18 protein-coding genes and 1 rRNA gene are annotated in these 22489 nt (G+C 72.3%); 10 read left to right on the top strand and 9 right to left on the bottom strand.

Features of this window, described 5'->3' with window-relative positions:
• Window positions 1–94, top strand: a 5S ribosomal RNA gene (gene rrf / locus ACIO92_RS22285); the annotation flags it as partial.
• Between the two features lie 102 nt (window positions 95–196).
• On the opposite strand, the gene ACIO92_RS22280 is transcribed toward rrf, so the two are convergent.
• From ACIO92_RS22280 to ACIO92_RS22260, 5 genes are read right to left on the bottom strand one after another with little or no spacing between them, the layout of a single operon-like run.
• Window positions 197–1507 (bottom strand): DUF58 domain-containing protein, encoded by a 1311-nt coding sequence (locus ACIO92_RS22280; protein WP_402282709.1) that lies wholly within the window; start codon window positions 1505–1507, stop codon window positions 197–199.
• Window positions 1508–1518: 11 nt separating this feature from the next.
• Window positions 1519–2502: an AAA family ATPase gene (locus ACIO92_RS22275; protein ID WP_402282711.1), complete on the bottom strand. Its 984-nt coding sequence runs from the start codon at window positions 2500–2502 to the stop codon at window positions 1519–1521.
• Entirely contained in the window at window positions 2499–3695 is a 1197-nt protein-coding gene (locus tag ACIO92_RS22270; RefSeq protein ID WP_402282712.1) for a DUF4350 domain-containing protein, read from the bottom strand. Before ACIO92_RS22270 ends, ACIO92_RS22275 begins: the two co-directional genes overlap by 4 nt.
• A complete protein-coding gene (locus tag ACIO92_RS22265) occupies window positions 3692–4384 on the bottom strand; it encodes a DUF4129 domain-containing protein (protein WP_366440968.1) in 693 nt (230 codons plus the stop codon). The genes ACIO92_RS22270 and ACIO92_RS22265 overlap by 4 nt, the downstream gene beginning before the upstream one ends.
• A 4-nt stretch (window positions 4385–4388) precedes the next feature.
• Window positions 4389–5603 (bottom strand): hypothetical protein, encoded by a 1215-nt coding sequence (locus ACIO92_RS22260; protein WP_366440969.1) that lies wholly within the window; start codon window positions 5601–5603, stop codon window positions 4389–4391.
• Window positions 5604–6725: 1122 nt separating this feature from the next.
• Between ACIO92_RS22260 and mtrA the strand changes: the two genes are divergently transcribed.
• From mtrA to ACIO92_RS22230, 6 genes are all read left to right on the top strand, one after another.
• Window positions 6726–7403: a two-component system response regulator MtrA gene (gene mtrA, locus ACIO92_RS22255; protein ID WP_003968748.1), complete on the top strand. Its 678-nt coding sequence runs from the start codon at window positions 6726–6728 to the stop codon at window positions 7401–7403.
• A 1-nt stretch (window position 7404) separates the two neighbouring features.
• A complete protein-coding gene (gene mtrB / locus ACIO92_RS22250; RefSeq protein ID WP_366440970.1) occupies window positions 7405–9429 on the top strand; it encodes an MtrAB system histidine kinase MtrB in 2025 nt (674 codons plus the stop codon).
• Window positions 9419–11284 (top strand): LpqB family beta-propeller domain-containing protein, encoded by a 1866-nt coding sequence (locus ACIO92_RS22245; protein WP_402282715.1) that lies wholly within the window; start codon window positions 9419–9421, stop codon window positions 11282–11284. The genes mtrB and ACIO92_RS22245 overlap by 11 nt, the downstream gene beginning before the upstream one ends.
• Before the next feature lie 278 nt (window positions 11285–11562).
• Window positions 11563–12375, top strand: coding sequence for a ComF family protein (locus ACIO92_RS22240; protein ID WP_366440971.1), 813 nt, complete (start codon window positions 11563–11565; stop codon window positions 12373–12375).
• A gap of 296 nt (window positions 12376–12671) precedes the next feature.
• Window positions 12672–13352: a ribosome hibernation-promoting factor, HPF/YfiA family gene (gene hpf, locus ACIO92_RS22235; RefSeq protein ID WP_366440972.1), complete on the top strand. Its 681-nt coding sequence runs from the start codon at window positions 12672–12674 to the stop codon at window positions 13350–13352.
• Window positions 13353–13559: 207 nt separating this feature from the next.
• Complete coding sequence (locus tag ACIO92_RS22230; protein ID WP_366440973.1) at window positions 13560–14312, top strand: response regulator transcription factor; 753 nt, start codon at window positions 13560–13562, stop codon at window positions 14310–14312.
• 238 nt (window positions 14313–14550) lie between these two features.
• Here the strand turns inward: ACIO92_RS22230 and ACIO92_RS22225 are convergent, their stop codons facing one another.
• Together ACIO92_RS22225 and ACIO92_RS22220 are read right to left on the bottom strand one after the other, a co-directional pair.
• Window positions 14551–15720 carry a DNA glycosylase AlkZ-like family protein gene (locus ACIO92_RS22225; RefSeq protein ID WP_366440974.1) on the bottom strand — a complete coding sequence of 390 codons (1170 nt, stop codon included), beginning with the start codon at window positions 15718–15720 and terminating at the stop codon, window positions 14551–14553.
• 64 nt (window positions 15721–15784) lie between these two features.
• Entirely contained in the window at window positions 15785–16372 is a 588-nt protein-coding gene (locus ACIO92_RS22220) for a GNAT family N-acetyltransferase (RefSeq protein WP_366440975.1), read from the bottom strand.
• A gap of 240 nt (window positions 16373–16612) precedes the next feature.
• Here ACIO92_RS22220 and secA point away from each other — a divergent pair, with 240 nt between their 5' ends.
• Window positions 16613–19417 (top strand): preprotein translocase subunit SecA, encoded by a 2805-nt coding sequence (gene secA, locus ACIO92_RS22215; RefSeq protein WP_401237255.1) that lies wholly within the window; start codon window positions 16613–16615, stop codon window positions 19415–19417.
• A gap of 179 nt (window positions 19418–19596) precedes the next feature.
• Here secA and ACIO92_RS22210 read toward each other — a convergent pair whose 3' ends face one another.
• Window positions 19597–20181 (bottom strand): Rv3235 family protein, encoded by a 585-nt coding sequence (locus tag ACIO92_RS22210; RefSeq protein WP_402058601.1) that lies wholly within the window; start codon window positions 20179–20181, stop codon window positions 19597–19599.
• A gap of 285 nt (window positions 20182–20466) precedes the next feature.
• Here ACIO92_RS22210 and ACIO92_RS22205 point away from each other — a divergent pair, with 285 nt between their 5' ends.
• Together ACIO92_RS22205 and ACIO92_RS22200 are read left to right on the top strand one after the other, a co-directional pair.
• Entirely contained in the window at window positions 20467–20973 is a 507-nt protein-coding gene (locus ACIO92_RS22205; RefSeq protein WP_366440978.1) for a DUF6912 family protein, read from the top strand.
• A 49-nt stretch (window positions 20974–21022) separates the two neighbouring features.
• The gene (locus ACIO92_RS22200) at window positions 21023–21694 is read left to right on the top strand and encodes an HAD hydrolase-like protein (protein WP_366440979.1); all 672 of its coding nucleotides are present in this window, start codon (window positions 21023–21025) and stop codon (window positions 21692–21694) included.
• A 185-nt stretch (window positions 21695–21879) separates the two neighbouring features.
• Here the strand turns inward: ACIO92_RS22200 and ACIO92_RS22195 are convergent, their stop codons facing one another.
• Window positions 21880–22434, bottom strand: a complete 555-nt coding sequence (locus ACIO92_RS22195) for a DJ-1/PfpI family protein (RefSeq protein WP_366440980.1) — start codon at window positions 22432–22434, stop codon at window positions 21880–21882.
• Window positions 22435–22489 lie beyond the last annotated feature (55 nt).

The raw sequence follows: 22489 nt of genomic DNA, 5'->3' as shown, positions 1-22489 counted from the left end.
AACGCCCGGTTACATTCCGAACCCGGAAGCTAAGCCTTTCAGCGCCGATGGTACTGCAGGGGGGACCCTGTGGGAGAGTAGGACACCGCCGAACAATCATTGTGGGAAAGCCCCGCACCTCATGGTGCGGGGCTTTTCTGCGTTTACCGGCCGGAATCGGGAAAGCCCCGCGCGCCGAAACCCCGGCCTTTCCTTTTCAGAGGCGGCCGGCTGCTTTCAGCGCGAGGTAGGCGTCCGCCAGTGCCGGGGCGAGAGAGTCGGGAACGGCGTCCACGACCGTGACGCCGTGGCGGCGGAGCTGGTCGGCGGTCCGGGCACGCTGGGACTGGGTCTGGGTGGCGGCGGCAGCCTCGTAGACGTTCTCGATCGTGCCCCGGTTCGCGGCCATGCGGGCGACCTGGGGATCCGCCACGGACGCCACCAGGACCGTGTGGCGCCGGGTCAGCTGGGGCAGCACCGGGAGCAGGCCCTCCTCGATCGGAGCGGCGTCCAGGCTCGTCAGGAGGACGATCAGGGAGCGGCGGGGGGCGCGGGCGAGGGCGGTCGCGGCCAGACCACGGGCGTCCGTCTCCACCAGCTCGGGTCCGAGCTGGGCGAGGGCGTCGACCACGGCGGGCAGGACGTCCCTGGACGAACGTCCCTGGACCTGGGCGCGGAGCCGACGGTCGTAGGCCAGCAGGTCCACGCGGTCACCGGCACGGGAGGCGAGCGCGGTCAGGAGGAGAACCGCGTCCATCGAGGCGTCCAGACGGGGGACGTCACCGACACGGCCGGCCGACGTACGGCCGGTGTCGAGGACGACGAGGATGTGGCGGTCGCGCTCGGGACGCCAGGTGCGGACGGCGACCGTGCTCTGACGGGCCGTGGCCCGCCAGTCGATCGAGCGGGTGTCGTCGCCGGGGACGTACTCGCGGAGGCTGTCGAACTCGGTGCCCTCACCTCGGGTCAGCACACTGGTGCGGCCGTCGAGTTCACGGAGGCGGGCCAGGCGGGACGGCAGGTGCTTGCGGCTGGTGAAGGGCGGCAGGACGCGGACCGTCCACGGGACCTCGTGGTTGCCCTGGCGGGCCGCGAGGCCGAGGGGGCCGTACGAACGGACCGTCACGCGGGCCGCCCGGCGGTCGCCGCGGCGGGTCGGGCGCAGGCTGGTGGTGAGACGGCGGCGTTCGCCCGCGGGCACGGTCAGGCGCTGGCGTGAGGCCGCCTGTTCGGTGCCCGGGAGCCAACTGCTGGGCGGCCACGCGTCGCGGAGCTGGGCCCGGAGGCGCCGACGGGACGGGTTGGTGACCGTGAGCTGCACGTCCGCCGCGTCACCGAGTCGAACGGATGTATCACCACTTCGGGTGAATTGGAGCGTTCGTACTGGCGCAGCCAAGGCGTAGTCGCACAGAATTGCGAGGGAGAGGGGCGCGTTCACGGCGAGCATCCCCGCCCAGCTGGGGGCGAGGATGCCGACGGGGAGTGATCCGAGGGCGGCTAGCAGCGCGGTTCGTCCGGTGAGGGCCATGGGCGTCGTTCTCAGCGGGGTACGGGGACGTGGGCGAGGATCGAGTCGATGACGGAGTCGGGGGTGACACCCTCCATCTCGGCCTCGGGCCGCAGGTGGACGCGATGACGCAAGGTGGGGAGAGCGAGGGCCTTCACATCGTCCGGGGTGACGTAGTCCCGGCCGGTCAGCCAGGCCCAGGCGCGGGCGGTGGAGAGCAGGGCGGTGGCACCTCGGGGAGAGACCCCGAGGGTGAGCGAGGGGGATTCACGCGTGGCACGACAGATATCGACGACATAGCCGGCGATCTTGGTGGAGACCGACACCTCGGCGACGGCGGCCCGGGCCGCCGCGAGTTCGGCGGGGCCTGCGACGGGGCGGATGCCCGCGGCCTTCAGGTCGCGGGGGTCGAAGCCCCCGGCGTGACGGGTGAGGACCTGGACCTCGTCCGCGCGTGAGGGCAGCGGGACCGTCAGCTTCAGCAGGAAGCGGTCCAGTTGGGCCTCGGGCAGGGGGTAGGTGCCCTCGTACTCGACGGGGTTCTGGGTGGCGGCGACCAGGAAGGGTTCAGGGAGCGGGCGGGGGGTGCCGTCGACCGTGACCTGGTGCTCCTCCATCGCCTCGAGGAGGGAGGACTGGGTCTTCGGGGGTGTCCGGTTGATCTCGTCGGCGAGGAGGAGGTTGGTGAAGACCGGGCCGGGCTGGAAGGAGAACTCGGAGGTCCGGGTGTCGTAGACCAGGGAGCCGGTGACGTCGCTCGGCATCAGGTCGGGGGTGAACTGGACGCGCTTGGTGTCGAGTTCGAGAGTGGCGGCGAGCGCGCGGACCAGCAGTGTCTTGGCGACTCCGGGGACGCCTTCGAGGAGGACGTGTCCCCGGCAGAGCAGGGCGACGACGAGACCGGTGACGGCGGGGTCCTGGCCGACCACCGCCTTGGCGATCTCGGTGCGCAGGGCCTCCAGGGAGGCGCGGGCGCTGTCCGAGTCCGTAGCGGTCTCGGGGGTCGGGGCGCTCATGAGGTGCGTACCTCTCTTTCGAGGGCGTCGAGTTGGTCCGCGAGGCGGATGAGGGCGGCGTCGTCGGCGGGAGCCGGGCCGAAGAGAAGGGTTCCGTGATCCGCGGTCTCGGGGAGACGGGCGGAGAGCGCGGGGAGGAGGCGCTCGGAAGAGTGGGCGTCCTGGGTGGGGACGCCGAGGAGCGGGGCGATCCGGGTGCGGGTCGCGGTGCGCAGGACGGCGGCGGCGCGGTCGCGGGCGTCCGCCTTGCGGTAGAGGCGGGCACGGCCCTCGGTGGCCTCGGAGGCGCGGAGGGTGACGGGGAGGCGTTCGGTCACCAGGGGGCCGAGGCGGCGGGCGCGCCAGACGGCGGCGAGGAGGGCCGCGACGGCGAGTTGGAGCGTGCCCCACAGCCAGCCGGAGGGGACGAGGGTGAGGAAGTCGGCTGTGGTGTCGCCGTCGGACGGGGCGGTGGCGGAGGCGTCGGAGAGCGCGGGGAGGTACCAGACGAGATGGGGCCGGGAGCCGAGGAGCCGGAGGGCGAGCGAGGCGTTGCCCTGCTGGTCGAGACGGTTGTTGTGGAGGATGTCGGGCGAGCCGAGGAGGACGGTGTCGGTGGTGCCGGAGCCGGGGAGGCGGACCAGGGTCGGCAGGCCGTCGGCGGGGTAGCAGGAGTCGGCGGTGGTGCCGGGGCGGACGCGGTAGCGCTCGCCGCCGAGGTCGACGCTGCCCGCGTGGACGGCGCCCGGGAAGGCGCAGGCGGGGGCGCGGTTCCGCACGGGGGTGCTGAGCTCGGCGGAGACGTCCGGGGCCAGGACGGGGAGGGAGGCGGCGCCCGCTCCGACGAGGACGGTGCGGGCGGTGGTGTCCGCGAAGGCCCGGTGGAGCGTGGACTGCTGGCTCTTCGTCAGCAGATCGGGGGTGGTGACCAGAAGGGTCGAGTCGGGGCCGGTCGCGGTGGTGGCCTCGTCGAGGGTGGTGGCGAGAGTGACCGTGACGCCGCGGTCCTTGAGGAGTTCGGCGACGGCCCGGCTGCCGTGGGGGGCGGCGGACCGGGGATCGAGGGCTCCGTGGGAGCCGGTGGACCGCACCGTGGCGAGGACGATCCCCCCGATGAGGACCAGGACGAGGAGGAGGAGCACGCCCCGGGCCCGGGTCCACCACTGGTGCGCGGTCGCGGCGGTCGACGTGGCGCTGACGGCCGGGCGGCTCATGCGGGCGTTCCCGGGGCGGTGGTGTCGAAGGTGGGGCGGGTCCGTTCCAGGGCCGTGTCCAGTTCCTCGACACGGCGGTACGCGGCTTCGTCGGCGGTGCGGCCGCCGTAGGTGACGTCGTCGAAGGCGCGGACCGCGAGGCGCAGGGCGTCGGCGTGGGACGGCAGGGAGCGGCCCGCCTCGGCGGCGGCCTCGTCGGCGGTGCGGCCGGGCCGGGGGTCGATCAGGGTGCGTTCTTCGAGGGAGCGGACGATGGCGCGCATCCGTTCCTGGACGGCCTGGTTCCAGTGGCCGGAGGAGGCGTGGCGGACGGCGGCCGCGCGGTGTTCCCGGGCGGTGCGGGGGCCGTCCTCGAAGAGGGAGTCGGCGGTGGTGCCGGGGGTACGTCGGGGGGTGCCGAGCCGCCACCACAGGGCGGCGGCGACGGCGGCCACGAGCAGGACGACCACGACGAGGCCGACGACTCCGCCCGGGGTGGCTCCGGAAGCCGACGCGAAGAGGTCGCCGATCCACTCCCAGAAGCGGTCGAGGCCGCGCTGGAGGAGGTTCGGGTCGTTCTCGTGGTACATCGGCTCGGACAGCTCCCGCTCCGCCGCCTCGCGGGCGGGGAGCCGGGAGAGGTCCACCGGTACGTCACCGTCGGCGCGGAGCCGCGCCGGTGCCCTGGTCGTTCCCCCCGTGACCGTCACGGCATCAGCCTCCGACGGTCTGGGTGCCCGGTGCGGGGCCGTAGCCCGGAAGGCCCGCGGACCGGGCGAGTTCGATGTCCAGGGCTTCGCGGCGGATGCGCTGGTCCACGTAGAGCAGGACCGTCACACCGGCCGAGATGGGGTACGTGACCGCGCTGGTGATGACTCCGCCGATGCCCGTGACGATCAGGAACGGCCAGCCGAAGGTCGTGCTGGAGCCGGAGAGCAGCCCGGAGAAGCCGTCGCCGTCGACCGCGATGCCGATGATCGTGAACGGGATCGCGATGATCATCGCGAAGACGAAGATCAGCAGCTGGGTGAGGACGGTGATGCCGAAGATCCGCCACCAGGAGCCCTGGACCAGCTTGGCCGAGCGCTTCAGGGACGGGAACACGCCCTGGCGTTCCAGCATCAGGGCCGGGGAGGCGAGGCTGAAGCGGACCATCAGCCAGACGACGGCCACGAGGCCGCCGAGGCCGCCGAGGAAGGCCAGGAACGCTCCCGCGCCGCCGCCGATGAGGAATCCGGGGAGCAGGGCGACGGTGACGATGCCCGCGCCGAGGACGGCCAGGAGCAGGGTCAGGCCGATGAGCTGGAGCAGCCGGGGGCGGGCCTCCTGCCAGGCGGAGCCGAGTGTCACCGGGCGGCCGAGCACGGCGCGGCTGATGACGACGGTCAGCAGTGCCGCGCTCGCCACGGACGCCATGAGCGTGACGAGCAGGGAGGGGCCCATGCCGATCAGGGACACCTGGGCGGCTTCGATGGACTCTTCGAGCATCTCGGCGGGGGAGGCGTCCGGGTTCGTGGCCGGGGCCCGGGGGACGAGATAGCGCTGGGCCAGGACGCTGACCGTCTGGGAGAACAGCGCGACCACGACGGTGATCGTCAGGACCGTGCGCCAGTAGGTGCGCAGGGTCTTCACGGCGCCGTCGAGGATCTCGCCCATGCCCAGCGGGCGCAGCGGGATCACACCGGGCTTGGCGGCCGGGGGCTTGCCCCACTGGACGTTCGGCGGCGGGGTGCCCCAGCCGGGGCCCCGCGCCGGGGGCGGGGCCTGCTGGGTCGGCGGGGACCACTGGCCCCCGGGCGGCTGGTCCTTCGACCACTGGGGGGCGGAGCCGTTCTCGTCGGCCGGAGCTGCGGGCCGGGGCACGCCGGAGCCGTCCTGGCCGTCGGAGGGGGCGGATCCGGGCGAGGTCCAGCCCGGAGTGTCGTTCACGGTCGTCCACCTCGGAGGAATGGTCGCGGTGCCGGATCGGCGAGCCGGCTCGGTCACGGCGGCCGACACCGGACATGGCGGCGGGCCGGGTGCCATCGTGCCACGCGGGGCCCGCCCGTGGGCCGGACAGGTGCCGCCGTTCGTACCTTTGTCCGGACCTCCGGCGGGTGGGAGGCAGGCGGCGCACTGTGCGGATGCCCGATCAGAGCACGCGGACCGCGCGGCGGCGGGCGAGCGTGCCATGGTCCAGCAGGGCGTCACCCCGGCCGGGGAGCCGCCGTGGGTCGGCTCAGGTCGGATCACGGCATGTCACGGCAGATGACGACCGGTTGATGGGGATGCCCGTGCTGCTCTGCGAGATCCTCGCCCACGGGATTCCGGTCGGCGGGTGAGTGGGGGAGCCCTCGCCCTTGTGCGAGTTCGCCTCGCCGGAACGGACCGGGTGCCGAGGTACCGGGGAGTTGCCGAGGTCCCGGCCTGGGGGTGCCGGGGGAGGGATTCCTGCCCGGTCGAGATCTGATCCGGTCTGATCCAGGGTGTGTCGGGTGGAGCGGCGGTGGGTCTTATGGGGACTCCCGGCTGCATCCCCTGATGGTCGTCCTGCTGCTCGTGCTGCTCGTGCTGCTCCTGCTGCTCGTGGCCCCGGGCCTTCAGCGCTCCGTCCTCCGCGTCGGGCGGGCGCGTGGATCGTTGATCCGTTTCCCGCGTCGGTCCCCTCCCGGGTCCTGCGTGCGGGAGGGAGGGCCGGGAGGGCTGCCGGTCGGGCGGGCCCTCGTCGGCCGTGCCGGGGCTCGTACGGCCTGGTTCGGTGGGTGTTCGTGGACGGGCTCGAAGCCGAAAGGGGCCGAGTGGCTCTTTCCGGGGGCGTCGGCGTCCCGGGAGGGCAGGTCTCCGCCCGCCGGGGGCGAGGCCGCCGATCGGGCCAGCCCTCCCATGGGCTTTACCAGGCCCCGCAGGGTACGGTTCGGGGCGACCACGGGGGCCACGGGCTGACATCCATGTCTGGCATCAACACCCACAGACACCGGCGGTTCACGGCGAGCGAATTCGGACGTCGCCGCAGGCCAGTGAGGTATCTCACCAGCCGCCTTCAGACTGATACGGAAATGGGATGATGTCGACATGAAGGGACGCGTTCTTGTCGTCGACGACGACACCGCACTGGCCGAGATGCTCGGCATCGTGCTGCGGGGTGAAGGGTTCGAGCCGTCGTTCGTCGCGGACGGTGACAAGGCGCTCGCCGCTTTCCGCGAGGCCAAGCCGGATCTGGTGCTGCTCGACCTGATGCTGCCCGGAAGGGACGGCATCGAGGTGTGCCGGCTCATCCGGGCCGAGTCGGGAGTGCCGATCGTCATGCTCACGGCCAAGAGCGACACGGTCGATGTCGTCGTGGGCCTGGAGTCCGGTGCCGACGACTACATCGTGAAGCCGTTCAAGCCGAAGGAACTGGTCGCCCGCATCCGGGCGCGGCTGCGGCGGTCCGAGGAACCGGCTCCCGAGCAGCTGACCATCGGTGACCTGGTCATCGACGTGGCCGGGCACTCCGTGAAGCGGGAGGGGCAGTCCATCGCCCTGACCCCGCTGGAGTTCGACCTGCTCGTCGCGCTGGCCCGCAAGCCGTGGCAGGTCTTCACCCGCGAGGTCCTGCTGGAGCAGGTCTGGGGCTACCGCCACGCGGCCGACACCCGCCTGGTGAACGTGCACGTCCAGCGGCTGCGCTCGAAGGTCGAGAAGGACCCGGAGCGCCCGGAGATCGTGGTGACCGTCCGGGGCGTCGGCTACAAGGCGGGACCCAGCTGACATGAGCACAGGCAGTACTGCTCCGAAGCCCGGTGACCCGGGAGTCCGTACGGGGCGGGCTGCCGGACCGGGGCGGGGGGGCTCGCGTTCCGGCCGTCTGCCGCGTGGCGGACGGCTGCTCCAGGACGGGACCCCCGGCGGGCCGGTCATCCGGCTCGTCGCCCGGTGGGTGCGCCGCCCGCTGCTGCCCGCCGTGCGGCTGTGGCGGCGGAACATCCAGCTGAGGATCGTCGCGGGCACCCTGCTGATGTCCCTCGGGGTCGTCCTGCTGCTCGGCCTCGTCGTCATCGGACAGGTCCGCAACGGGCTCCTCGAAGCCAAGGAGAGGGCCGCGCAGAGCCAGGCCGCCGGTGGGTTCTCGGCCGCGCAGGACCGGGCGGCCACCACCTCCTCCGCCCCCGGGCAGCAGGACGGCGGACGGGCCGGAGCCTCCGTGAACTGGCGGTCCACGCTCGTCGAGCAGCTCGCCAGCGGCGGACAGAGCGCCTTCAACGTGGTGGCGCTCTCCCTCGACACCGGCGACACCGCGAGCCGGGGCGCCCGCGCCTCCGGCGAGGTCGATCCGACCACGAGCATCCCCGCCGACCTGCGCCACTCGGTGGCGCAGAGCACCGACACCTTCCAGAAGTTCACCAGCATCCACTACACCAGCGGCAAGGCCCCCGAGGCCGGGCTGGTGATCGGCAAGCGGATGAACGACGCCGAGGGCACCCAGTACGAGCTGTACTACCTCTTCCCGCTGACCCAGGAGGAGGACTCCCTCACCCTGGTCAAGACCACCCTGGCGACCGCCGGGCTCTTCGTCGTCGTGCTCCTCGGCGCCATCGCCTGGCTCATGGTCCGCCAAGTCGTCACCCCCGTCCGGATGGCCGCCGGGATCGCCGAACGGCTCTCCGCCGGGCGCCTCCAGGAACGGATGAAGGTCACCGGCGAGGACGACATCGCGCGCCTCGGCGAGGCATTCAACAAGATGGCCCAGAGCCTCCAGCTCAAGATCCAGCAGCTGGAGGAGCTGTCGCGGATGCAGCGGCGGTTCGTCTCGGACGTCTCGCACGAACTGCGCACCCCGCTGACCACGGTCCGGATGGCCGCCGACGTCATCCACGAGGCACGCGTCGACTTCGACCCCGTCACCGCCCGCTCCGCCGAACTGCTCGGCGACCAGCTCGACCGCTTCGAGTCGCTGCTCGCCGACCTCCTGGAGATCAGCCGCTTCGACGCGGGCGCGGCGGCCCTCGAAGCCGAACCGATAGACCTGCGGCAGGTCGTGCGCCGGGTCATCAGCGGCGCCGAGCCGCTCGCCGAGCGCAAGGGCAGCAGGATCGTCGTCGTCGGCGACCGGCAGCCGGTGGTGGCCGAGGCCGACGCCCGCCGGGTCGAGCGGGTGCTGCGCAACCTCGTCGTCAACGCCGTGGAGCACGGCGAGGGCAAGGACGTGGTGGTGAAACTGGCCGCCGCCGGTGGCGCCGTGGCCATCGCCGTCCGGGACTACGGCGTCGGGCTGAAGCCGGGCGAGGCGACCCGGGTGTTCAACCGGTTCTGGCGTGCCGACCCCGCCCGCGCGCGGACCACCGGAGGCACCGGGCTGGGCCTGTCGATCGCCGTCGAGGACGCGCGGCTGCACGGCGGCTGGCTCCAGGCGTGGGGCGAGGCCGGTGGCGGCTCGCAGTTCCGGCTCACCCTGCCGCGCACCGCCGACGAACCGCTCAGGGGCTCCCCGATACCCCTGGAGCCCGAGGACTCGCGGCGCAACCGGGAGCAGGCGGCGGCCGGGCGGGCGCAGGAGAACGCGCGCCTGTCGGCCGTACCGGCGCAGTCCGGGGGCGACCGCGCGCAGCTTCCCGTACCGCCGAGGCTGCCCGCCCCGCCCCGGGCGACCGTCGATCCGACGGCGCTGCCCGGGAGCGGCGCCCGGGTCGTGGCGCGGGGCGCGGCGGACGGCGACGGAGTGGGCGCCGGGGCCGGTCAGGCGACGGCCGGGGGCGGCGGGAACACCGAACGGGAGGACGGGACACGTGGGCGCTGACTCCCGGGAGGGGCTCGTGGGACGCGGGACGCGGACGAGGGCGGCGGTGCTGGCCGCCTGCGGCGGAATCCTGGTGAGCGGGTGCGCGACGATGCCCGACAGCGGGGACGTACAGCCCGTGCGGGGCGCCAACCAGGGGGACTCGCAGGTACGGGTGTACGCCGTGGCCCCACGGGAGAGCGCGGATCCGGACGAGATCGTCGACGGCTTCCTCGAAGCGATGACCAGCGACGACCCCGGATTCGCCACGGCCCGCAAGTACCTGACGAAGAAGGCGGCGGCGAGCTGGAAGCCGGAACAGAGCATCACCGTGCTCACCACCGCGCCCAATCGTGACCAGGCCGACCGCAACGCCGACCCGGACGAGCAGGGCAAGGCCTATCCGCTCTCCGGCCGGAAGATCGCGACCGTGGACGCCCGGCACGCGTACCAGCCGAACAGCCCGGTCGAGTACCTCAAGGCGATCCATGTCGTCCAGCAGCCCACCGCCAACGGCAAGGGCAAGGAGTGGCGCATCGACAGCCTCCCGCCCGGTCTGGTGCTCGGCGAGGCCGATTTCCTGCGCAACTACCGCTCGGTCAACAAGTACTACTTCGCCTCCCGGGAGGACTGGGTCGTCGCCGACCCCGTCTACATCCGGCAGCGGCAGGACCCCGTCACCCGGATGGACCCGGTGACGCAGACGGTCAAGGCGCTCCTCGAAGGCCCCACGAACTGGCTGAAGCCCGCCGTCGACTCCAGGTTCCCCTCGGGTACGGAGCTGCGGAAGGGCGTCACCACGCTGACCACCGACGACCAGTCCACGCTGAAGGTGCCGCTCAACGACCGGGCCGACCGGGTGGGCGGCGAGGTGTGCCGGCGGATGGCGGCGCAACTGCTCTTCACCCTGCGGGACCTGACGTCCGTGCGCGTCGAGCAGGTGGAACTGCTGGGTTCGGCCGACCGCTCGCTGTGCAGGCTCGGCAAGGGGCAGGCGGCGGAGTTCGCCGCCGTCCACACCACCGACCGCAGCGAGAACCCGTACTTCGTCGACGAGCACGGCAAGCTGATGATGCTGGTGTTCGGGGAGAAGGTGCCGGACAGGTCCGCCGAACTGCCGGGCCCCCTCGGCAAGGACACGGCGCGGCTCCAGTCGGTCGCGGTGGACCGGGGCGAGACCCGGGCCGCGGGAGTGGGGGAGAACGGCCGCGACCTGTTCGTCTCCTCGATCACCACCGAGCAGGAACCGTCCCCCGCGATCCTCAGCAGCAAGGGCGCCAAGCCGGACGACCGGCTCTCCGCGCCCAGCTGGGACCGCCGGGGCGACCTGTGGGTCGCCGACCGCGACCGCTCCGCGCCCCGGCTGTGGATGGTGCCCGGCGGCACCGGCCACCCCGTCCGGGTCAACGCGCCGTGGCTGACGCCGGACGTCAGGATCGACTCCCTGAAGGTCTCCGCCGACGGTGTCCGGATCGCGCTCGTCGTCACCCAGGACGGCCGTACGACCCTGCAGATCGGCCGGGTCCAGCGGGAGACCACGGAGACGGACCCGGTCGTCTCGGTCCTCGACCTCCAGCCCGCCGCGCCCCGGATGGAGTCCGTCACGGCCGTCTCCTGGGCCGGGCCGAGCAGGCTCGTCGTGGTCGGCAGGGAGGCGGGCGGCGTCCAGCAGATCCGCTACCTCCAGACGGACGGCTCGACCTCCGCCACCTCGGTGCTCCCCGGCCTCAACGGGGTGAAGTCGGTGGCCGCCCCGCACGGCGACACCACACCGCTGGTCGCCTACTCCGGCAACGACGGCATCGTCCGGCTCGCACCCGGCATGAACTGGCAGCCGGTGGTCAAGACGGGCCGGTCACCGATCTACCCGGGATGATCCGGCCGGGGCGGCCGGGGCGGCCGGGGCGGCCGGGGCGCTGGGGGCGGCCGGTGGCGTCGGGGACGACTCGGGCGGCAGGGCCTCCGAGATGCCCGGGGTGCCGGAGGCAGTAGCTCGTTCGGGCTGCCCCGGCGCGCCCCGCCCGGCCCGCGCGCCCCGCCCGGCCCGCGCGCCCCGCCCGGCCCCTTCCGTCCGTACCTGACGTACTTCGGCGGCCGGTCCGGGGGTTTTCCACAGGGGTGGTCCGGGAGTCGGCGAGGGCGCACAGTGGAGCCATGCGGGGGTGGTGGCACGAGATCGCCGGCCTGGTGCTGCCGGTCGCCTGCGCGGGCTGCGGTCTGCCGAGGACGGAACTGTGCCCGGTGTGCGCGGACGGGCTGGCGGGGGGCGGGGAGGGGCCGCGCCGGGTGCGCCCCGAGCCCGAGCCCGCCGGGCTGCCGGTGGTGCACGCCGCCGCGCCCTACGCCGGGGCCGTACGGGACGTGCTCCTGGCCCACAAGGAACGCGGGGCGCTCGCGCTCGCCGGACCGCTGGGCGGGGCGCTGGCCGGGGTCGTGGAGGCCGCTGCCGGGCCCGTGGAGAGCCTCGGGCCCCGTCCGCTGCTCCTGGTGCCGGTGCCGTCCTCACGGCGCTCGGTACGGGCGCGTGGCCACGATCCGACGCGCCGGATCGCGCGGGCCGCGGCGACGCTGCTGCGGCGGTCGGGGCGGGAGGCGCGGATGGTCCCGGTGCTGCGGCAGCGCCGGTTCGTGGCGGACCAGGCGGGCCTCGGGGCGCGCGGACGGCTGGCCAACCTCTCCGGGGCCCTGGAGGTCGTGCCCGGCGGCGGACGGCTCCTGGCGGCCGGAAAGGTGGTCCTCGTGGACGACCTGATGACCACGGGGGCCTCGCTCGCGGAGGCGGCCCGCGCACTCGGAGCCGTACACCTTCCGTTCATTTCCCGTGGAATGCCGGGGGGCTCCGCGGATGGTTTCACGCAGCACGGATTCGAACAGCGGGTGGCGGCCGTGATCGCATCCTCTCCCCGTTCGTTCGAATTAAACCGGAACTCTCCGGGAACTTGGATCGTTGCAGGTGGTGAGAGGTGAGGGCACCCGAACGGAGGTATGTCGCGGTAGCGGGTGCCGACACCCGTCCGAAGGGGCTATGTTCGGTTGTGAGGAATGGTGAAAGCCATCGCTCGCCGAAAACATGGTTGCGCCTACAGGACAGGAGTTCAGGGCGAATTAACCTCATGTCGACGGGGTGGGGATCTTGTCGGCTGGGGAGGAGGAGGTGAAAACGCCGAGTCCGAAGCTCCGGTAATCCACCGGAGCATCTGGTGCAAAGGGAGATGCCCGGCGGCCAAGGAGCCGGTCCGGGCGATCCGGGAACGGAGTTCTGCGTGGACATCGTCGTCAAGGGCCGCAAGACCGAGGTGCCCGAGCGGTTCCGCAAGCACGTGGCCGAGAAGCTGAAGCTGGAGAAGATCCAGAAGCTCGACGGCAAGGTGATCAGCCTGGACGTCGAGGTGTCCAAGGAGCTGAATCCGCGGCAGGCCGACAGGTCGGACCGCGTGGAGATCACCCTCCACTCCCGAGGCCCGGTGATCCGGGCGGAAGCCGCGGCAGGCGACCCGTACGCAGCGCTCGACCTCGCCAGCGACAAGCTGGAGGCGCGCCTGCGGAAGCAGCACGACAAGCGCTACACCCGCCGTGGGAACGGCAGGCTTTCGGCGGCGGAGGTCGGGGACGTGGTGCCCGGCGCCGCCCAGCTCAACGGCGACGGTCAGCTGGTCGCCGACGAGACCGACAAGGTGCCCACCACGATGATGGGTTCGATCGAGGTGCAGGGCGAAGGCCCGCTCGTGGTCCGCGAGAAGACCCACGCGGCCGCGCCGATGACGCTCGACCAGGCGCTCTACGAGATGGAACTGGTCGGGCACGACTTCTACCTCTTCGTCGACTCCGACACGAAGCAGCCGAGCGTGGTCTACCGGCGGCACGCGTACGACTACGGCGTCATCCATCTGGAGAGCGACCCGCTCGCCGAGGGCGGCGGCGCCGGTGGTGCGCTCGGCGGCTGACCGGCCGTCGCCCGCACCGCTCGCACAGGTGTCCCCGGGGGTGCCCCTGGAGCGCTTTCCGCGCCGCCGGGGGCACCCCCGTGCGCGCGGGAAGCCTCAGCCGCCGCCGGGGCATGAAATCATGTGGTGCACGCCAACCGGTGCTCACTGAACACGGGTTGGAGGACCGGATACGAATTCAGGCCACGGCCTTCAGGGGGAGGAACGATGGCGGACAGCTTCGGGCCGGTGCTCAGCGGGCGTGAGCACGGTGGCGCGGTCCCGGAGGGATCGGAACCGGACAGCGGCACCTTCCGCAAGGAGCCGATCCGGGTCCTCGTCGTGGATGACCACGCCCTCTTCCGCCGAGGACTTGAGATCGTCCTCGCCCAGGAGGAGGACATCCAGGTCGTGGGCGAGGCCGGGGACGGGGCCGAGGCCGTCGACAAGGCGGCCGACCTGCTGCCCGACATCGTCCTGATGGACGTACGGATGCCCCGGCGCGGCGGCATCGAGGCGTGCACCTCCATCAAGGAGGTGGCCCCCAGCGCGAAGATCATCATGTTGACGATCAGCGACGAGGAGGCCGATCTGTACGACGCCATCAAGGCGGGGGCCACCGGTTACCTCCTCAAGGAGATCTCCACCGACGAGGTCGCCACCGCGATCCGCGCGGTCGCGGACGGCCAGTCGCAGATCAGCCCCTCGATGGCGTCGAAACTCCTCACCGAGTTCAAGTCGATGATCCAGCGCACCGACGAACGCAGGCTCGTGCCCGCGCCCCGGCTCACCGACCGCGAGCTGGAGGTCCTCAAACTGGTGGCGACCGGAATGAACAACCGGGACATCGCCAAGCGGCTGTTCATCTCCGAGAACACCGTGAAGAACCACGTCAGGAACATCCTGGAGAAGCTCCAGCTGCACTCCCGGATGGAAGCCGTGGTCTACGCGATGCGGGAGAAGATCCTGGAGATCCGGTAGGGACCGGGGCCCGCCCTTCCGGGGAGATCCTGACCCTTCCGGAGGGACCTCGCCCTTCTGCCGGGCGCGGTTTCTCCAGCCGGACACGGCCTTTCCGGTGGGGCACGGCCTTTTCTGTGAGGCTCGCGGGGCTCCTCACGGGCCCCTCTTTCCGCACCCCACGGGTCCCGGGTCCTCGGACGGGCCCCAGGAGCCCCTTCGCACCCCGTGCCCTCCGGACGCCCCTCGTCCCCCGCCGTCAGCCCAGGGCGCGGATCAGCTCCGGCACCAGTTCCGGGTGGCTCACCCGGTCCGGGACCACCGAGACCGCGTCGCAGTCCACCCACTCCGCCGCCTCGCGCAGCGCCCGCGCCACCGCGGGCACCGCCTTCGGGCCGTCGAGCGTCACCTGCCGGGCGACCAGCGTCCGGCCCTCCCGCGCCGGGTCCACCCGGCCCACCAGACGGCCCCCGGCCAGCACCGGCATCGCGAAGTAGCCGTGGACCCGCTTCTGCTTCGGTACGTAAGCCTCCAGGCGGTGGGTGAAGCCGAAGATCCGCTCCGTGCGGGCCCGCTCCCAGATCAGCGAGTCGAACGGCGAGAGCAGCGTCGTACGGTGTCGGCCGCGCGGCTCCGAGGCCAGCGCCGCCGGGTCCGCCCAGGCGGGCTTGGACCAGCCCGCCACCGTCACCGGCACGAGCCCCGCCGCCTCGACCACCGCGTCGAACTGCTCGCCCTTCAGCCGGTGGTAGTCGGCGATGTCCGCGCGGGTGCCCACGCCCAGCGCCTCGCCCGCCTGCCGCACCAGGCGCCGTACGCACTCGGTGTCGTCCAGGTCGTCATGGAGCAGGGCCCGCGGGACGGCCCGCTCCGCCAGGTCGTACACCCGCTTCCAGCCGCGCCGCTCGACCACGACCACCTCGCCGTGCATCAGAGCCCGCTCGACGGCGATCTTCGCGTCCGACCAGTCCCACCACTCGCCCTTGTTCTTCGCACCGCCCAGCTCGGACGCCGTCCGGGGGCCCTCGGCCCGCAACTGGGCGATGACCTTGTCGTACGCCCCCGGCGACAGCTCGTGGCCCCAGTGCGGTCGGTCGCGGTAGGCGCGCCTGCGGAAGGCGAAGTGCGGCCACTCCTCGACGGGCAGGACACAGGCGGCGTGCGACCAGTACTCGAAGGCGTGGGTGCCGGTCCAGTAGGCGTCCTCGACCGTCTTCCGGCCGACCGCGCCCAGCCGGGCGTACGGGATCAGCTCGTGCGAGCGGGCGAGCACGGAGATCGTGTCGAGCTGGACCTGGCCGAGCGCGCGCAGCACCCCGCGCACCCCGGCGCGGCGGTCGGGCGCCCCCAGGAAGCCCTGGGCGCGCAGCGCGATGCGGCGGGCTTCGTCGGCGGACAGTTCGGCGGCGGGGCGCGGCGCAGTCGTCATGGACCGCACCCTAGGCCCCGGCACTGACAGCCGAGTTGCCGGTCCCGGGCCCGTACGCCCCTCGTCAGGGAGTGACCGGCCGGTCCCGGGCAGGGAGGTGCGGCAGGGGGCTGGGGAGACCGAAGTCGGAGGGGAGGAGGGCGGCGACCCAGCCGTCCCGGAGGGTGCCCCGGGAGGCGAGCCCGGCGCGCTGGACGCCCTCGACGACGAAGCCGACGCGCTCGGCCACCGCGCGCGAGCCGGTGTTGCCGACCTCGGCCCGCCACACCAGACGGACACAGCCGAGCTGGGTGAAGGCCCAGTGGGCGAGGGCGCGGACGGTCTCCGTCATGTATCCGGCGCCGCGGTGCTCACGGGCCAGCCAGTAGCCGACCTCCCAGACGCCCCCGCCCCGGCTGCTCAGCGAGGCGGCGGCCAGCAGCGGGCCCCCGGCCACGGGTTCCACCGCGAAGGTGTACTCGGTGTCCTCGCGCCAGCCGTCCGGCACCAGGCGCTGGAGGAACAGTTCGGCGTCCTGCCGGGTGTACGGCGAGGGGACGACGGTCCAGCGCAGGATGTCCGGGTCCTGGCAGATGGCGTGCACCGCGTCGGCGTCCTCCGGGACGAAGTTCCGGAGCCGGAGGCGGTCGGTGGTGAGGGTGATCGGATCCATGCCGGGATTGTGGTGACCCGGGGCACCGGAAGCGAACACTTTTCGGGTGGGGCGGCACCTTCCGCCCACCTCGGGCGTTCTCTTTCCGGGCGGACGTACGGGCTGCGGCACTGTGGGCCTCCCTCTGCGAGGGCGGTCTCGCTTACGATGGCCGTTGCGGTGGGGACCACCTGCCGTGCCCGCGCTCGCGTCCATGACAAGACCCAGTGCCAGGCCCGACCGGCAAGGAGACCAGCCTCAGTGTCCGTCTTCAACAAGCTCATGCGTGCAGGCGAAGGAAAGATCCTGCGCAAACTGCACCGCATCGCGGACCAGGTCAACTCCATCGAAGAGGACTTCGTCAACCTCTCCGACGCCGAGTTGCGGGCGCTCACCGATGAGTACAAGCAGCGGTACGCCGACGGCGAGAGCCTCGACGACCTGCTTCCCGAGGCCTTCGCGACCGTGCGCGAGGCCGCGAAGCGTGTGCTCGGTCAGCGCCACTACGACGTCCAGATGATGGGCGGCGCCGCCCTGCACCTCGGCTACGTCGCCGAGATGAAGACCGGTGAGGGCAAGACCCTCGTCGGCACCCTTCCCGCGTACCTCAACGCGCTCTCCGGCAAGGGCGTGCACCTGATCACGGTCAACGACTACCTGGCCGAGCGCGACTCCGAGATGATGGGCCGGGTGCACCGCTTCCTGGGCCTGTCGATCGGCTGCATCCTCTCCAACATGACGCCGGCCCAGCGCCGTGAGCAGTACGCCTGCGACATCACGTACGGCACGAACAACGAGTTCGGCTTCGACTACCTGCGCGACAACATGGCGTGGTCCCAGGACGAGCTCGTCCAGCGCGGCCACAACTTCGCCTGTGTCGACGAGGTCGACTCCATCCTCGTCGACGAGGCCCGTACGCCGCTGATCATCTCCGGCCCGGCCGACCAGGCGACGAAGTGGTACGGCGACTTCGCCAAGCTCGTCACCCGTCTCGCCAAGGGCGAGCCCGGCAACCAGCTCAAGGGCATCGAGGAGACCGGCGACTACGAGGTCGACGAGAAGAAGCGGACCGTCGCCATCCATGAGGCCGGTGTCGCCAAGGTCGAGGACTGGCTGGGCATCGACAACCTCTACGAGTCGGTGAACACCCCGCTCGTCGGTTACCTGAACAACGCCATCAAGGCGAAGGAACTGTTCAAGAAGGACAAGGACTACGTCGTCATGGACGGCGAAGTCATGATCGTCGACGAGCACACCGGCCGTATCCTCGCCGGTCGCCGTTACAACGAGGGAATGCACCAGGCGATCGAGGCGAAGGAAGGGGTGGCGATCAAGGACGAGAACCAGACCCTCGCCACGATCACCCTCCAGAACTTCTTCCTGCTGTACTCGAAGCTCTCCGGCATGACCGGTACGGCCATGACCGAGGCGGCCGAGTTCCACCAGATCTACAAGCTGGGCGTCGTCCCGATCCCCACGAACAGGCCGATGATCCGCAAGGACCAGTCCGACCTGATCTACCGGACCGAGGTCGCCAAGTTCGCCGCCGTCGTCGACGACATCGCGGAGAAGCACGACAAGGGGCAGCCGATCCTGGTCGGCACGACCTCCGTCGAGAAGTCCGAGTACCTCTCGCAGCAGCTCTCCAAGCGCGGTGTGCAGCACGAGGTGCTCAACGCCAAGCACCACGACCGCGAGGCGAGCATCGTCGCCCAGGCCGGTCGCCGCGGCGCCGTCACCGTCGCCACGAACATGGCCGGCCGTGGTACGGACATCAAGCTCGGCGGCAACCCGGACGACCTCGCCGAGGCCGAGCTGCGCCAGGCGGGCCTGGACCCGGTCGAGCACGTCGAGGAGTGGGCCGCGGCCCTGCCCGGCGCCCTGGAGCGTGCCGCGAAGGCCGTGAAGGCGGAGTTCGAGGAGGTCAAGGACCTCGGCGGGCTGTACGTGCTGGGCACCGAGCGCCACGAGTCCCGCCGCATCGACAACCAGCTGCGCGGTCGTTCCGGCCGTCAGGGCGACCCCGGCGAGTCCCGCTTCTACCTCTCGCTCGGCGACGACCTGATGCGCCTGTTCAAGGCGCAGATGGTCGAGCGCGTGATGGCCATGGCCAACGTGCCGGACGACGTGCCGATCGAGAACAAGATGGTCACCAGGGCCATCGCCTCCGCCCAGTCGCAGGTCGAGACGCAGAACTTCGAGACCCGTAAGAACGTCCTGAAGTACGACGACGTGCTCAACCGGCAGCGCCAGGTCATCTACGGCGAGCGCCGCCGCGTCCTGGAGGGCGAGGACCTGCACGAGCAGGTGCAGCACTTCATGGACGACACGATCGACGACTACATCCGCCAGGAGACCGCCGAGGGCTTCGCGGAGGAGTGGGACCTCGACCGTCTGTGGACCGCGTTCAAGCAGCTCTACCCGGTGAAGGTCACCGTGGAGGAGCTGGAGGACACGGCGGGGGACCGGGCGGGCATCACCGCCGAGTTCATCGCCGAGTCGATCAAGAACGACATCCACGAGCAGTACCAGACGCGCGAGACGCAGCTCGGCTCGGAGATCATGCGTGAGCTGGAGCGGCGCGTGGTCCTGTCCGTCCTGGACCGCAAGTGGCGCGAGCACCTCTACGAGATGGACTACCTCCAGGAGGGCATCGGTCTGCGCGCCATGGCGCAGAAGGACCCGCTGGTCGAGTACCAGCGCGAGGGCTTCGACATGTTCACCGCCATGATGGAGGGCATCAAGGAGGAGTCCGTCGGCTACCTGTTCAACCTGGAGGTCCAGGTCGAGCAGCAGGTCGAGGAGGTCCCGGTGCAGTCCAGCTCTCCCTCGCTCGACAAGCAGGACGCGGTGCCCGCCGGGCGCCCGGAGATCCGCGCCAAGGGCCTGGACGCCCCGCAGCGGCCCGACCGGCTCCACTTCTCCGCGCCGAGCGTGGACGGTGACGGCGGTGTCGTCGAGGGTGACTTCGCCTCCGACGACGCGGACGGCGGCGACGGGATGACCCGTGCCGAGCGCCGCAAGGCCCAGAAGAACGCGGGCGGCGGGCGTCGCCGCAAGAAGTGAGGCCGGGACCGCCGAGGTCCTGAGCCGATGACGGAAGGGGTCGGTCGCCCGTCGGGGCGGTCGGCCCCTTCCGTCGTGCGGGGCGGGCCGTGCCGGGTGGTCCGTGCGGGGCGGCCGGGCTGAGCGGGCCGCCCTTTCCGTCGTGCGGGGCGGCCGGGCCGGGTGGTCCGTGCGGTCCGTCATGCGGGGCGGTCCGCCGTCCCGAGTCCGTCGAGCTCCACGGCGGCGCAGCGCCAGCGGCGGTCCGCTCCCAGTTCCAGGCGGAAGGCCATGGCCCGCAGGCGCGGTCCCGTGGCGATCGTCGCGAAGGCTTCGAGTACGGTCCGGCCGTCGTGCGCCTGCGCCGAGCAGCGCCGCAGCACCGGGCGGGGACCGAGCGAGCGCAGCGGGGTCCGCGGGGCGATCCGGACGAGCTGCTCGTACGCCTCTCCGACGGTGTGGCCGAGCATCCAGTGGACCGGGCGCTCCCCGCTGAGGACGGCGAGCAGACGCTCGGCGAAGACGGTGTGCGGGGGGAGGGCGCGGGGTGCCGGGGTGGTGCGGGGGCGCGGGACGGTGGTGCGGGGGTGGGTGCCGGTGTGGCCGCGCGGGCGGGTGCCGGCCGGTCCGCCGGGGGCGGTGCGGGGGCGTGGTGTGCGGGGGCGGGTGGCCGCTGTGGCGGGGTGCGGCCGGGCGGCGGGTGCGGGGGCCGGGTGCGGGGCGGGGGCGCCGGAGGGGGTGCGCCCGGGCGCGGCGGGCGGTGCGGCGGTGAGCGTGCTGGTCATGAGGGCCCCCTGTCATTGCGTAACCGGCTGGTACCAGTCGGTAACTTTCCTTGGGGATCTTGTACGGGTGGGGCCGGAGCCCCCGCAAGGAGCGGCCCGCGCCGAAGGTGTCCGAAAACGGAATCACCTATCCGGGTGATGGCCCGAAAATTCGGGTCACCGGGGTCCCCGGAGGTCCGCCGCGGGGGTGGACGCGGGCCCGCTCCGGCCGGAATCCCCGAAGGGGGACTCCGCACGTATCCTGAGGCTCTCCGACCACGGATGCGTCTACGAAAGCGGCCAGTCATGCGCGTGTACGTCCCCCTGACCCTCCCCGGTCTCGCACAGGCGCACGAGGCGGGCGAGCTGGGCCCCGGCCCGCTGACCGCCTACGCCGTCACCCCCGCCCTGCGCGAGTGGTACGTCTCCGACGACATCGAGGAGCTGGAGTACGCGGCGCTCAACCGGGCCGCCGCCGCCTCCCTGCGCCTCCTCGCCGGGGCCCCGGGGGCGCCCAGGCGCCGGATCGTCGTCGCCGTGGACGTCGCCGACCGCGACGCGGCCACGGACCCCGGCCCGGGGCTGGACGCCGCTTCCGTCGGCGAGGTCCGGATCGCCGGGCCCGTACCGCTCGCCAAGGCCGCCGCCGTGCACGTGGACGCGGACGACGCCGAGGCCGACGTCACGGCCGCCGCCGCCGCGCTCGGGGCGGCGGACCAGGGCGACGACGACGCGCGGTTCGTCGTGGACGGCGCCGAGGACCACGAACTGCTCTGGTTCGGCGTCCAGGAGATCCCCGCGCTCCTGGGCTGATTCCCGGCCCGGCACGTGAGTGTCCGAGCCGCCGGGTACGGTCCTCCCCATGGGGAAGCACGACGGCTTGCGGGGCAAGCATCTGGTCTGGGACTGGAACGGCACGCTGCTCGACGACATCGGCGCGGTCATCGGGGCGACCAACGCCGCCTTCGCGGAGCTGGGGCTCGAACCGATCACTCTGGAGCGGTACCGGGAGCTGTACACGGTGCCGGTGCCCAAGTTCTACGAGCGGCTCATGGGGCGGCTGCCCACGGCCACCGAGTGGAGCGTCATGGACGGCGCCTTCCACCGGCACTACTGGGCGCGGGCCGAGGGCTGCGGGCTGACCTCCGGCGCCGCCGAGCTGCTCGCGGTCCGGCAGGAGTCCGGCTTCACGCAGTCGCTGCTCTCGCTCGCGCCGCACGCCGAGCTGATACCGCTGGTGCGGAGGCACGGGATCGCCGAGCGGTTCGTCCGCATGGACGGCCGCGCCGACGCCTCGACGGACGGGAAGTCCGGGCACATGGTGCGGCACCTGGCGGCGCTGGGCGGCGTCCGGGCGGACCGGGTGGTCGTCATCGGGGACGCGGCCGACGACGCGCTGGCGGCGGCCCACGTGGGCGCCAGGGCGGTGCTCTACACCGGGGGCTCGCACAGCCGTGCGTCCCTGGAGCGGGTGGGCGTCCCCGTGGTCGACTCGCTCGCGGAGGCGGTGGCGGTCGCGGAGGAACTGGTCTAGCGGGTCCTGGCGGGTGCGGGTGCGGGTGCGGGTCCCGGTCACGCCGGGGCCCTGACCGTGCCGGGCCCTGACATCACCGCGCCCGGCACGCCGGACCATGGCGCCCCCGGACCATGGCGCCCCGGCCCCCGCACCGCCCGGACTCCGGCGCCGTCGGGGCCCCGCGGCGCCGGAGTCGTGGGAGGTCAGCCCTTGGCGCGGAGCACCTTCAGGAACTCGCGCATCCAGACCGGGTGGTCAGGCCATGCGCGGGAGGAGACCAGCAGGCCGTCCACCACGGCTTCGCTGTCCTCGAAGGACGCCCCGGCCGCCCGCATGTCCAGTTCCAGCGCCGGGTACGCCGTGACGCGGCGGCCCTCCAGGCTGCCCGTCGCCGCCGTCATGAGCGGTCCGTGACAGATCTGCGCCACCGGCTTGTCGGAGTCGAAGAACGCCTTGAGGATCTCGCGCAGCTCCGGATCGTTGCGCAGGTACTCCGGCGCCCGGCCGCCCGGGATCACCACGGCCGCGTACGCGCCCGGGTCCACCTCGGAGAACGCCAGATCGGCCGGCCAGGTGTAGCCCGGCTTCTCCGTGTACGTGTCGAAACCGGGCTCGAAGTCGTGGACGACGAAGCGGAGCGTCTTGCGCGCCGGGGCCGCGATGTCCACCTCGTACCCCTCTTCGAGGAGCCGCTGGTACGGGTACAACACCTCCAGCGACTCCGCCGCGTCCCCGGTCACGATCAGGATCTTCGCCATGGCTCTCCCAGAGTCACAGATGGTCGGTCTGCCGTGCTGCGCCCATGCTCGCGCA

Source organism: Streptomyces sp. NPDC087215 (assembly GCF_044744885.1).
Lineage (GTDB): Bacteria > Actinomycetota > Actinomycetes > Streptomycetales > Streptomycetaceae > Streptomyces.
Note: the sequence above shows the minus strand (reverse complement) of the source record. Positions and strands in the feature narration are given on the sequence as shown.

Coding starts and splice junctions, on each gene's coding strand:
- ACIO92_RS22230 (WP_366440973.1), top strand. CDS start 13,560: ATGGCGGACAGCTTCGGGCCGGTGCTCAGCGGGCGTGAGCACGGTGGC.
- ACIO92_RS22220 (WP_366440975.1), bottom strand. CDS start 16,372: ATGGATCCGATCACCCTCACCACCGACCGCCTCCGGCTCCGGAACTTC.
- mtrA (WP_003968748.1), top strand. CDS start 6,726: ATGAAGGGACGCGTTCTTGTCGTCGACGACGACACCGCACTGGCCGAG.
- ACIO92_RS22275 (WP_402282711.1), bottom strand. CDS start 2,502: ATGAGCGCCCCGACCCCCGAGACCGCTACGGACTCGGACAGCGCCCGC.
- ACIO92_RS22205 (WP_366440978.1), top strand. CDS start 20,467: ATGCGCGTGTACGTCCCCCTGACCCTCCCCGGTCTCGCACAGGCGCAC.
- ACIO92_RS22270 (WP_402282712.1), bottom strand. CDS start 3,695: ATGAGCCGCCCGGCCGTCAGCGCCACGTCGACCGCCGCGACCGCGCAC.
- ACIO92_RS22195 (WP_366440980.1), bottom strand. CDS start 22,434: ATGGCGAAGATCCTGATCGTGACCGGGGACGCGGCGGAGTCGCTGGAG.
- ACIO92_RS22200 (WP_366440979.1), top strand. CDS start 21,023: ATGGGGAAGCACGACGGCTTGCGGGGCAAGCATCTGGTCTGGGACTGG.
- ACIO92_RS22210 (WP_402058601.1), bottom strand. CDS start 20,181: ATGACCAGCACGCTCACCGCCGCACCGCCCGCCGCGCCCGGGCGCACC.
- ACIO92_RS22280 (WP_402282709.1), bottom strand. CDS start 1,507: ATGGCCCTCACCGGACGAACCGCGCTGCTAGCCGCCCTCGGATCACTC.
- mtrB (WP_366440970.1), top strand. CDS start 7,405: ATGAGCACAGGCAGTACTGCTCCGAAGCCCGGTGACCCGGGAGTCCGT.
- ACIO92_RS22240 (WP_366440971.1), top strand. CDS start 11,563: ATGCGGGGGTGGTGGCACGAGATCGCCGGCCTGGTGCTGCCGGTCGCC.
- ACIO92_RS22225 (WP_366440974.1), bottom strand. CDS start 15,720: ATGACGACTGCGCCGCGCCCCGCCGCCGAACTGTCCGCCGACGAAGCC.